The sequence below is a fragment of the Clostridium sp. genome, assembly GCF_050717515.1.
Classification (GTDB): Bacteria; Bacillota; Clostridia; order Clostridiales; family Clostridiaceae; genus Clostridium_AD.
On the sequence record NZ_JBOITL010000030.1, the window covers coordinates 93,029 to 104,383 of the forward strand.

Annotated in this window: 10 protein-coding genes; 6 read left to right on the forward strand and 4 right to left on the reverse strand. The window is 31.5% G+C overall.

Features of this window, described 5'->3' with window-relative positions:
* The first annotated feature begins 45 nt into the window (after positions 1-45).
* Together hutU and ACREV6_RS15330 are read left to right on the forward strand one after the other, a co-directional pair.
* Positions 46-2,067 (forward strand): urocanate hydratase, encoded by a 2,022-nt coding sequence (gene hutU, locus ACREV6_RS15325; RefSeq protein ID WP_431578909.1) that lies wholly within the window; start codon positions 46-48, stop codon positions 2,065-2,067.
* Positions 2,068-2,245: 178 nt separating this feature from the next.
* The gene (locus tag ACREV6_RS15330; RefSeq protein WP_431578910.1) at positions 2,246-3,850 is read left to right on the forward strand and encodes an MBL fold metallo-hydrolase RNA specificity domain-containing protein; all 1,605 of its coding nucleotides are present in this window, start codon (positions 2,246-2,248) and stop codon (positions 3,848-3,850) included.
* Positions 3,851-3,903: 53 nt separating this feature from the next.
* On the opposite strand, the gene ACREV6_RS15335 is transcribed toward ACREV6_RS15330, so the two are convergent.
* The 4 genes from ACREV6_RS15335 to ACREV6_RS15350 all read right to left on the reverse strand — a co-directional run bounded on the left by ACREV6_RS15335 (position 3,904) and on the right by ACREV6_RS15350 (position 7,403).
* On the reverse strand, positions 3,904-5,154 hold the full coding sequence (locus ACREV6_RS15335; RefSeq protein ID WP_431578911.1) for an MFS transporter: 1,251 nt from the start codon (positions 5,152-5,154) through the stop codon (positions 3,904-3,906).
* 78 nt (positions 5,155-5,232) lie between these two features.
* Positions 5,233-5,640: a bis(5'-nucleosyl)-tetraphosphatase gene (locus tag ACREV6_RS15340; RefSeq protein ID WP_431578912.1), complete on the reverse strand. Its 408-nt coding sequence runs from the start codon at positions 5,638-5,640 to the stop codon at positions 5,233-5,235.
* A 130-nt stretch (positions 5,641-5,770) separates the two neighbouring features.
* Positions 5,771-6,619: a PHP domain-containing protein gene (locus ACREV6_RS15345; protein ID WP_431578913.1), complete on the reverse strand. Its 849-nt coding sequence runs from the start codon at positions 6,617-6,619 to the stop codon at positions 5,771-5,773.
* Positions 6,620-6,761: 142 nt separating this feature from the next.
* Positions 6,762-7,403, reverse strand: a complete 642-nt coding sequence (locus tag ACREV6_RS15350) for an HD domain-containing protein (RefSeq protein WP_431578914.1) — start codon at positions 7,401-7,403, stop codon at positions 6,762-6,764.
* 308 nt (positions 7,404-7,711) lie between these two features.
* Between ACREV6_RS15350 and ACREV6_RS15355 the strand changes: the two genes are divergently transcribed.
* The 4 genes from ACREV6_RS15355 to ACREV6_RS15370 all read left to right on the forward strand — a co-directional run bounded on the left by ACREV6_RS15355 (position 7,712) and on the right by ACREV6_RS15370 (position 11,195).
* Positions 7,712-8,953 carry a tetratricopeptide repeat protein gene (locus tag ACREV6_RS15355; RefSeq protein ID WP_431578915.1) on the forward strand — a complete coding sequence of 414 codons (1,242 nt, stop codon included), beginning with the start codon at positions 7,712-7,714 and terminating at the stop codon, positions 8,951-8,953.
* Positions 8,954-9,044: 91 nt separating this feature from the next.
* Positions 9,045-9,962: a serine hydrolase domain-containing protein gene (locus tag ACREV6_RS15360; protein WP_431578916.1), complete on the forward strand. Its 918-nt coding sequence runs from the start codon at positions 9,045-9,047 to the stop codon at positions 9,960-9,962.
* Between the two features lie 117 nt (positions 9,963-10,079).
* Entirely contained in the window at positions 10,080-10,748 is a 669-nt protein-coding gene (locus ACREV6_RS15365) for an HAD family hydrolase (protein ID WP_431578917.1), read from the forward strand.
* Between the two features lie 183 nt (positions 10,749-10,931).
* Positions 10,932-11,195 carry a hypothetical protein gene (locus tag ACREV6_RS15370; RefSeq protein ID WP_431578918.1) on the forward strand — a complete coding sequence of 88 codons (264 nt, stop codon included), beginning with the start codon at positions 10,932-10,934 and terminating at the stop codon, positions 11,193-11,195.
* The last annotated feature ends 160 nt before the right edge of the window (positions 11,196-11,355 follow it).

Here is an 11,355-nt window from a genome sequence, read left to right on the forward strand (position 1 = left end):
CAATAAACAGAGTAGATAAAACTATAAATTTAAGGAGGATGTTTTATGTTAGATAATTTTGAAATTTCAGAAGCTATGACAATAAAGTTAGATGACTACCTACCAGAAATGCCTACATTCGTAAAAGGAATAAGAAGGGCTCCCAGTCGAGGATTTCATTTAACAGAAGCTCAGACAGAAATTGCACTTAAGAATGCACTTCGTTATATTCCTGAAAAGTATCATGAACAACTTATACCTGAATTTTTAGAAGAATTGACAAAACTAGGAAGAATATACGGGTACAGATTTCGCCCAGAAGAAAGAATTTATGGTAAACCAATAGATGAGTATAAAGGGAAATGTATAGAAGGTAAGGCTTTTCAGGTAATGATAGAAAATAATCTGGATTTTGAAGTAGCATTATATCCATATGAACTTGTTACATACGGAGAGACGGGAAGCGTATTTCAAAATTGGATGCAGTATCAATTGATAATAAAATACCTTGAAGTAATGACACAGGATCAGACACTTGTACTGGAATCCGGTCATCCACTTGGACTTTTTAAATCAAAACCAGAATCACCAAGGGTAATAATAACTAATGCACTTATGGTAGGCATGTTTGATAATCAGAAGGATTGGGAAATAGCCGAAGAGATGGGTGTTGCAAATTATGGTCAAATGACAGCAGGGGGGTGGATGTATATAGGACCTCAAGGAATTGTACATGGAACATATAACACTCTTTTGAATGCAGGAAGATTAAAATTAGGCATTCCCAATGATGGAGATTTAAGAGGGCAGTTATTTATAAGTTCAGGACTTGGGGGAATGAGTGGTGCTCAAGCAAAAGCAGTTGAAATAGCAAATGGTGTGGGAATAATAGCTGAAGTTGATAAATCAAGAATAGACACAAGAATAGAACAAGGTTGGGTTAAAAAATATTCAGAAAATTTAGATGAAGTGTTTAAAATTGCAAATGAGTATATAGCAAGGAAAGAGCCTATGTCCATAGGATATTGGGGTAATATAGTAGATTTGCTTGAATATGCAGTTGAAAATAACATTAAAGTTGATTTACTAACTGACCAGACTTCATGCCACGCTCCTTATGATGGAGGGTACTGCCCACATGATTTAACTTTTGAGGAAAGAACAAGATTACTTGCGCAAGATAGAAAAACATTTAATCAATTAGTGGATAAAAGCTTAAGAAGACACTTTGAACAAATAAAAACACTTGTTGATAGAGGAACCTATTTCTTTGATTATGGAAACTCTTTTATGAAAGCTGTATATGATGTAGGAGTAAAAGAAATATCCAAGAATAAAACAGATGATAAAGATGGATTTATCTTCCCATCTTATGTAGAAGATATAATGGGACCACAGTTATTTGACTATGGCTATGGACCTTTTAGGTGGGTTTGCTTAAGTGGAAAGAATGAAGATTTACTAAAAACTGATTATGCTGCAATGGAATGTATAGATCCAAACAGAAGATATCAGGATAGGGATAACTATAATTGGATAAGGGATGCAGAAAAAAATAATCTTGTAGTTGGAACTCAGGCAAGGATATTATATCAGGATGCTATAGGAAGAATTAAAATTGCACTGAAATTTAATGATATGGTTAGAAAAGCGGAAATAGGGCCTGTTATGATGGGTCGTGATCATCATGATGTGAGTGGTACAGATTCACCATTCAGAGAGACAGCTAATATTAAAGATGGAAGCAATGTTATGGCAGATATGGCTGTTCAATGTTTTGCTGGTAATGCGGCAAGAGGAATGAGCTTTGTTGCACTTCATAATGGTGGTGGAGTGGGAATAGGAAAATCCATAAATGGTGGATTTGGATTAGTACTTGATGGAAGCTATAGAGTAGATGAGATAATCAAATCTGCACTATCCTGGGATGTCATGAGTGGAATTGCAAGACGTTCATGGGCAAGAAATGAACACTCAATTGAAACTGCTGCAGAATTTAACAAGTCCCATAATGGAACTGACCATATAACAATTCCGTACATTGTAAAAGAAGGGTTAATTAAAGACTCAATAAAAAAAATGGGTTAGTGCAACCTACTTGTATATTATCATATATATGTTATACTAGAGAGAAATATCTGAATATTTTGAAAGTTTTAGGCGAAATTTAGCGTAATGCTTGCGCACTCTTATCCAATGAAAAGTAAATTTGAGACTCTTAACAGTAGATAAAGCAACTATTCACATGATGAAGAGGGGGATTATTATGAATATTCAATTCTATGGAGCAGCAAAAACTGTTACAGGTTCATGTCACATTTTACACATAAATGGAAAGACGGTTTTGCTTGATTGTGGTTTATATCAAGGCAGAGGTGAAAAGAAATTTGGAAATGAGGAATTTGATTTTAATCCTAAAGATGTAGATTATGTTATTTTATCACACGCCCATATAGATCATAGTGGAAGGATACCCCTACTTTATAAGATGGGATTTAAGGGAGATATTTTATCAACAGAAGCAACAAAGGATTTATGCAATATTATGCTTCCAGACAGTGGACACATTCACGAATCTGAGGTTGAGTGGAAAAATAGAAAAAGAAAACGTCAGGGTTTAAAAACTTTAGAACCATTATATACATTTAAATTGGCTCAGATGTCTCTTTCACTTTTTAGAGCATTCCCCTATGATGAGATGATAGAGGTTTTTGATGGTTTAAAAATAAGATTTAGAGATGCAGGACATCTTTTGGGTTCTGCTATTGTTGAATTATATATGACGGAAAAAGAGCAAGAAGAAGTAAAACTTGTATACAGTGGTGATTTGGGTAATTTAAATAAGTCAATTATAAAAGATCCAACCATAATTAATCATACTGATTACTTGATACTAGAAACCACATATGGCGATAGGATTCATCCTGAGATTCGCGAAGATTTAAAGGAGTTATTAAAAATAATTAAGGAAACCTTTGCAAGAGGGGGGAATGTTATTATACCTTCATTTGCTGTGGGTAGGACTCAGGAGATTTTATATGAATTAAATAAATATGTAGAGAATGAAGATTTGAAGGATATTAGTGTTTATATCGATAGTCCACTAGCTATTCAAGCAACAAAGGTATTTGAAAGCCATAATGAGGATTATGATAAAGAAGCTAAAGAACTTGTAATGAAGGGTGAGTATCCATTTAGATTTGATGGTCTGAAATTCTCAGTCTCCTCGAATGATTCAATGGAAATAAATAAAATTCAAAGCAAGGCAATAGTTATTTCTGCAAGTGGTATGTGTGATGCAGGCAGAATAAAACATCATCTTAAACACAATTTATGGAGAAAAGAATCATCAATTGTTTTTGTAGGATATCAAGCAGAAGGAACCTTGGGACGAAATATAGTAGAGGGCGCAAAAATAGTTAAGATATTTGGAGAACCCATTGCTGTTAATGCTCATATTTATAACCTAGAGGGATTATCAGGACACGCGGATAGAAACGGATTATTTAATTGGATAGAAGGCTTTATGGAAAAACCAAAGGAAATTCTTCTTGTTCATGGAGATAAGCAGGCACAGGAGAGCTTTCAACTGTTATTGGATTCTAAGGGTTACAGCTCTAGAATAGTTGAAAGTGGAGAGGAATTCTATATCAACGAAAAATCGGATAATACTTCCAAAACTTATAAAACTAAAAAAACTTATAGATCTGATAACACTGATAAAGCTGATAAAGTTTATAAAGCTGATGAAAATCTAAGAAATAAATTGATAAAAGACATTAAATCAATAAATAATATTGAAAGATTAGATAAAGAAAAATTGCTTGATATTATAAAAGAGATTATTTACAATGAAGAGGAATATAAATAATATTATATATATCGAATAGACAGTTTTAAATAATTGTTTATTCGATATTTTTTTTATGCTGTTTTATTTTGGGCTGCTTCAATTTCTATCTTATCTACAGTATATAATCTGTACATCATTAAAGAAGCAATTAAAGCCAAAATAGATACTAAAATCCATAAATTCCTAATATTAGTGTACTTTACATAAAAGCCTGCCATCATAGGTCCAATCATAAATCCTAGCTTTCTTATTATAGGGAATACCGAATTAAACCTTCCTCTATGAGTAATGGGGGTCTGACTGGCAATATATACGCTTGTATTAGTTGCTACAAGTATTTCACCCACGGTCCATGTAGTAGCTGATATAATAAACAAATAATATGCATCTATAAAAAACATCATTCCAAATCCAACTGCATACAATAATCCTCCAATAGCTATACATAAAGATGCTTTAATATTTTTAGTTGCAGAAGTAATAAATATTGTTAACACACTGCACATTACTGCATTTACTGTCATAAGACTTCCAAATATCGTGGGACCATTATTTTTGAAAATATCACCAATTTGTATTGACAGTCCAAAGGTGAACTGTGAAAATACTATAAAATATATAACTATTATAAATGAAAACATTAACAATGTAGGTCTTTTTAAAAGAGCTTTTACTAAGCTACCCTCTTCTGCACTTTCATTGGTCTTAATTTTTGACTTTTCCACTTCTTCTTTAGTTGGCTTACTTTCAGGTACAAATATTGAGACAAGTGCTATAGACATAAAAGTTGTAATAGCATCCCCTAAAAAGAACCACATTAAATAATTTTTATATAGAAACCCTGCTAAAAGGGGGCCTACTGAAAATCCAATATTCATTGCCATGTAATTCAGAGAAAATGCTGCATTTCTCTGATCTCCCTGCGTCAAATCTGTAGTTATTGTACTGTATACTGGATGGGAAAATCCTCCTACAAAACTTGATACCATTAAAATACTGGTAATAATAATTGGATTAGTTATAAAGGCACAAATTCCATAGCCTATTCCTGCTGCAATTCCAAACACTACAAGTACCTTTTTTCTTCCTATGCTATCTATAAGCTTGCCACCTATCATGGTACCTATCATGCCGAGGCCTGCATTTACTGCAACTATAACTCCAACGAGGCTAACGCTAAGTCCAATTCTATAGGTCAAAAACATTGTTAAAAATGGACCTACGAAATTTCCCATATTATTAACTATAGAAGCGAAAAATATTATATATATACTCATTGGTAGCCCCTTATATGGCTTAAAATAATTACCTATTCTTTTCATTTTTACCCCTGCCCATCTTGTTAAATTATTTATTTGCACTCTGTTTTATAAGCATGCCACGTTGCATGCTCTTCTATTTTAGACTAGAATAAATTCATAGGCCTCTTCCAAAACCTTCTTACTACTTTCATAACTCAGTATTTCTTTTGCCTCCACAAAGCTTGACCACTTATAATCCTTAACCTCTTCTACTTGAATATGTACTGACTGCGTTTCTGCTTTAGCTAAAAAAAATATAACATCTTTCATTATTCCTTCTTTTGGTGAATACTCCACGGTAGATCTAAACCCATCAATTAGATTAACTTGTAATCCCACTTCTTCATAGATTTCTCTTATTGCTGTAGCTTGCTCATTTTCACCTTTTTCAACATGTCCTTTTGGAAATCCCCAATGTCCATCGCTTTTGTGACTAATAGTTAGAAACTCCAAATTATCGTCATTATTTCTGTAAATCACAGCTCCACAGGATTTTTCAAAATTCATAATAACACCTCCACAAAATATCCATATTTTCAAATACTTATCTATTATAAGTTTAAAGAACTTTCATTAAAATATCAATTCATTTATTTTGAAAAAATTTTATGCGCAACATGGGGAAGCGCAACTCACTTTACTTATTAAGTAACGCCTTAAACTTACAATAATCATTCTGGTTTATACCACAGTCACCAATACTAGCACCATATATACCTAATTCTCCATGCCAATCTGTTCCACCAGTAACAACAAGGTTAAAGTAATTTGCCATTTCTTTATACTTCATGATATCGTTAACATCTTGAGTAGGATGATATAATTCAATACCCTTCAAACCTACTTCTACTAACTTTAAGATATGAGAATCATCATTAATTAACTTTGGATGTGCTAGAACTGGTATTCCCTTTGATTCTAGAATAATATCTATAGCTGATTTAGGAGTAAATCCTTCTATATCTTCATATACACCACTATTAATTCCAAAATTAGCTAAATAAAAATCTCTATACTTGCTCCAGTCATTATAAATACCATCAAGCATCATTGCTTCATAGACGTGATTACAATTAATCCACGCATACTCACCAAAATACTTTAGTACTTCATTCCAATTGTAATCAATACTTCCTCTAACAATATTGTTTTCTAAAATAGATTTTGTATTCTCAGTTCTAGCAAGTGATATCTTATTTGAGTAATTAGTCAAATTACTATTATTAATATCTATACCATAACCTAAAATATGAATTCTGGTTCTATTTATTGATGTTGAAATCTCTATGCCGTTTATAACCTCTATTTCATATCCTTTTGATGCTTCTTGAAGTGCTGCAACGCCTTCAATAGTATCATGGTCTACAAGAGATATACATTGTACCTTATTTAATTTCGATAATTTCAAAATTTCTTCTACTGTATTCGTTCCATCCGAAAAACACGAATGAATATGTAAATCAGAATAAATATTAATCCCCTCCAATCATAGCATCTCCGCTAAAAACTTAGTGTAGTATTTAAAAGATGTCTAATATATTAAAACTACTACAGAGTTCCTTAAATTTAGTTCCTACGATAAGAATATTTCGAAATAAAATTATAGCTTATTTATAGAAAAATTATTTTCATATTTCAAAAGTATTCTCAATAACGCCTGGTAATATGCTGTATATAGATTTGCCTATTTTTTCATCAAAATATTTTTTTAGTTCCATGAAGGCTTTCCATTTGGGAACATTATATTCATTTACTCCATGTCGCAGTGCAACATCAATCAGTCTTTTTTCTATCAGTGTAAAGCCATTATGCAATGCTAACGCATCACACAATTGTACTAATTTATCATAATCATTATATTCAACTTTATTAAAATAGTCTTCAACAAACTTATATTCTTCGTCGCTGCATTTTTTATTTACAACTTCTTCAATATCATAAATACTTTTAGTTGGACAAGAATGAGTTATACAAATTTTTGCTAATAAATCATATCCAAGTTTTTTAGAATAGTTATAGCCACCCAACAGATGTCCTATAGTTGTTATTCCGTTTGGTAGACCACCTCTCCTCCCAATATCATGAAGCAAACCTAATACATATGCCACTTCAGAATTTAACTCTTTGCAATTTTCAGCTATTAGCTTAGCTGCCTCAGCAGTGAAAATTGAATGTTGTACCCATTGTCCTGGAAATAAAACCTCTGCTTCCTTTAATAATAGTTTGGCTTCTTCTATGGTTGGCACTCCTTGTTCATAACATTTTTTCATATATGTACATCTCCTTTTAGTTGAATTTGTTACGTAACTATCTATAAATTCCACTTAACTACGCACCATACTTTCTCTTACTAATGGAATATGTTTATTTTCGTAAAATATCCATATTTTCAAATACTTATCTATTATAAGTTTAAAGAACTTTCATTAAAATATCAAATCATTTATATTGAAAAAAATTTATTGATATCCTAATCTAATGTTATAATATTATATATAATTCACTATAAATAGTGAAATCCACCTATAATGTTCATTTAAAGATTATGTATATGTATAAATACGAAGGAGCTTAATTTATGAAAGATACAGTAGTGATATTTGGTAAAGAATTCGAATATGATTTTTTATCTGGTTGGATTAAATATAATAGATTGAAAAATGAAATTAGCCAAGATGCTTTAGCATATGGTATATGTTCTGTAAGCCATTTAAGTTATTTTGAAAATGCTAAAAAGACATTGAGAGGTGAAGTAATAGAGGCACTTTTAAAAAAACTTAATATACATCAAATCGAAGAATTTGGTAATATTGGACTTATACGGCAGCAATTTTATAATATGATGTTTCAAATAGAAAACTTGAATCATGAAGATGCAAAAATAATATATAAAGAGTTACTAAATGTAGAAGATCTAATAAGTACCTCCCCCTATAATATTGAGTATAAAATATATCAACTAATGTATAATACCTTCGTAGAATGTTTGAATTATAATGATTTAAAGCAGGATATAATAGCTTTAGACAAAATTTATTCCTCTTTAAGCCAGGAACTTCAATATTTATATCTATTTATAACTGGAAGAATTATATATAAATATGATAATCATAATAGTGGTATAGAAAGACTCACTAATGCCTATAAACTAAACGAAACTCCTTGGCTTAATTATAATTTAGGATTTTCATACTGTTTTAACAATGAACCATTAAAGGGAACATACTATCTAGAAAAAGCACTAGATAGCTATGAAAAAAACGGAAGGTACATTAATGCACTATGGTGCCATAATTATATAGGAATATGTTATACAGAATTAAAAATATATGAAAAAGCAGAGAAGCATTTTAAAGCAGCCTTAACAGGAGCCACGCATTTCAATATCAATAAAATTTTAGGACATTTATATATTAGTTTGTCTTATTTATATTTTTGCAAAGAAAAGTATGAAGAAAGCATAGTCTGGACTAAAAAGGCTTTAGAAACAGATGGTGATCCTCTTTTATCTGCTTCTAATTATGTAGAGGCATGTATTAAGTTAAAGAGAATTGAGGAATGCACAGAGGTATTTAATAAGTATTTAAGGGAAGAATATGAATGCTCAATTTACTATAATTTACTACACTTTTTCTACTTAAGTATTTTTCACTTTGAAGAAAGCGTGTTTTACGAAGAAGTTACAAAAAAAATACTACCTTACTATGAAAGCATTAATTATTTTAACCTTTGTAAACCTATAAAACTAAAATTAATAGAGCACCTTGAAAAGAAAAGAAAATACAAGGTGGCTAATAAAATCTATAAAGAGCTTGTATAATAAAATAGCTATCACAGATTATATAAATTATATTTTGAATTATTTTAGCGAAGCATTAAGAAAAAATGTTTACGCAATTGGAGGGGAAAACATGGAAGAATCCATATTAAATCAATTTCGACTAACTGTGCAAGAAAAGAGACTTGGAATTTATGGAATAAAGGTTTATCAAAAGGGTAGAGGTGAGGTATCTCATTTTTGGAGGTCTAATGATAAAGTTTGTCTATATTCTGGTTCTAAAACCTTTACATCTATAGCTATTGGAATATGTCAAGATCAAGGCTTGCTTAAGGTAACTGACACAGTATTAAGCTTTTTCTTAGAATATAAGGACGTAGCAACTACCAATTCGGGAAATATTAAAATACGAGATTTGTTACATATGTCTTCGGGGAAAAAAGAGTTTTACTTTGCTGGTGATGAAGAAAGAATGAGGAAAAATGATTGGGCCGAGTTATTTTTCTCTGACCCAATGAAGGGGGAACAAGGTGCAGAATTTTTTTACTCAAATGCCTGTACATATATGCTTTCACGAATAGTTGAAAAAGTATCAGGAGTAACCTTAAGAGATTTTCTTATGCCTTATCTTTTTAATCCTCTGGATATTATTAACCCACAATGGCACAGCTGCCCAGGGGGTCATACATTAGGCGCCACTGAACTTTTCTTGACCAATGAGGAGTTTTCAAAATTAGGTTTAGTTTTATTAAATGGTGGCAAGTATGAGGATAAACAAATAGTGAGTGAGGAATATATTAAGGCTTGTATAACTGACACCATATCAACTTCAAACTGGAACTTTGAGGACAGCGAAAGTAACAAGGGATATGGATACCAATTGTGGTTATGTTCTTATCCAGGAGCTTATCGTGCTGACGGCAAGTATGGTCAATTCTGTATTGTTTTTCCGGACAAGGATGCTGTTATAACTGTAACCTCGCACCAAGAAAATAATGCCAATGATATTTTACGTGCAATATACAAGGATATAATTCCTTATCTTGATTAACAAATTTTTGTATATAATATAACAATTATACACATAAATTAACTTCGCACTTTTTATTTTAGTAGTATTAGAAGCTATAGGATAAGGTATAATAGAAAATAATAGGATGGTGATTTTATGTTAAAAGCAGTTATATTTGATATGGATGGAGTAATTATCGATAGTGAACCTGTACATATGAAACTGGAAAATGAGATTTATAAAAAATTAGGAATAGAGGTTACAGGAGATGAGCATCACTCTTTTGTAGGAGCAACCTCTCATTATATGTGGGAAGCTCTAAAAAATAAATATAAGCTTAATCAAACAATTGAGGAGTTAATTGAATTTGATAGAAGTGAATATTTTAAACACCTTAATTCGGATGAATGCGAGATAAGCCTTATTGGTGGGGTGAAAGATCTAATAGAAGACTTGCATGAGAATGGAATAAAGCTAGCAATTGCATCATCATCACCACTAAATGTAATTGAGGCTATAGTAAAGAAATTTCAAATAGAAGAATACTTTGAGGCTTTTGTTACTGGCGACTATGTAAATAGAAGTAAGCCTGAACCAGATATATTTCTTTTTGCTTCAGAGAAGCTGGGGGTAAACCCTAAAAATTGTGTAGTTATTGAGGATTCTCATAACGGGGTTCTTGCAGCTAGAAAAGCAGGTATGAAGTGTGTAGGAATCAATAGCGATGTTTCGGGAAGCCAAGATATTTCCATGGCGGATTTAGTGATAAACAGTTTTAAAGAAGTAAATTATATAAAGTTAATTCATCCATTTCTTGGGAAATAATTAAAATTATAGCATTTTTACAATTTGTAATGACATACATATATCTTCTTATCTTAGGATAAGGAGATTTTTTCATTTTAAAATAAATTTGGTGGGTGGATATGATAATGGAAGACTTTACCCTTTTTATTTAATTCAGAATGTTATATAATATATGCGAACATATGTTTTGGAGGCGGTAACATGAAAATTGTAGCAAAGCCCATAGAAGTAGTTTCTTGGACCGATACATTGGGGAATATAAATCCTGTAAGATTCAAAATTACTAATGAAGATGAAAGTAATTCTGTTGTAAGAATAGATAAAGTTATTTGCGTAGATAAAGAAAAGCTAGCAGGTAACAATATGCTAGTGTTTAAGTGCCAAAGTGTAATAAACGGAGCTGAGAAGATATATGAGATTAAATATGAGGTAGGCACCTGCAGGTGGATATTATTTAAGATTTGAGACTGAAAAGTCGCACAAAACTTACCTAGGGCTAAAATAGTTACTATTGATACCAGTACAGTTGATGTAGCTTAGTAAAAAGATTCCACTAAGGAGAGTGAACTGCACCCTGTCTACTTGACAGGATGCAGTTCACAGAGCTTGGTGGAATCTTTTTTTT

Coding starts and splice junctions, on each gene's coding strand:
- ACREV6_RS15335 (WP_431578911.1), bottom strand. CDS start 5,154: ATGAAAAGAATAGGTAATTATTTTAAGCCATATAAGGGGCTACCAATG.
- ACREV6_RS15350 (WP_431578914.1), bottom strand. CDS start 7,403: ATGAAAAAATGTTATGAACAAGGAGTGCCAACCATAGAAGAAGCCAAA.
- ACREV6_RS15370 (WP_431578918.1), top strand. CDS start 10,932: ATGAAAATTGTAGCAAAGCCCATAGAAGTAGTTTCTTGGACCGATACA.
- ACREV6_RS15365 (WP_431578917.1), top strand. CDS start 10,080: ATGTTAAAAGCAGTTATATTTGATATGGATGGAGTAATTATCGATAGT.
- hutU (WP_431578909.1), top strand. CDS start 46: ATGTTAGATAATTTTGAAATTTCAGAAGCTATGACAATAAAGTTAGAT.
- ACREV6_RS15340 (WP_431578912.1), bottom strand. CDS start 5,640: ATGAATTTTGAAAAATCCTGTGGAGCTGTGATTTACAGAAATAATGAC.
- ACREV6_RS15355 (WP_431578915.1), top strand. CDS start 7,712: ATGAAAGATACAGTAGTGATATTTGGTAAAGAATTCGAATATGATTTT.
- ACREV6_RS15360 (WP_431578916.1), top strand. CDS start 9,045: ATGGAAGAATCCATATTAAATCAATTTCGACTAACTGTGCAAGAAAAG.
- ACREV6_RS15330 (WP_431578910.1), top strand. CDS start 2,246: ATGAATATTCAATTCTATGGAGCAGCAAAAACTGTTACAGGTTCATGT.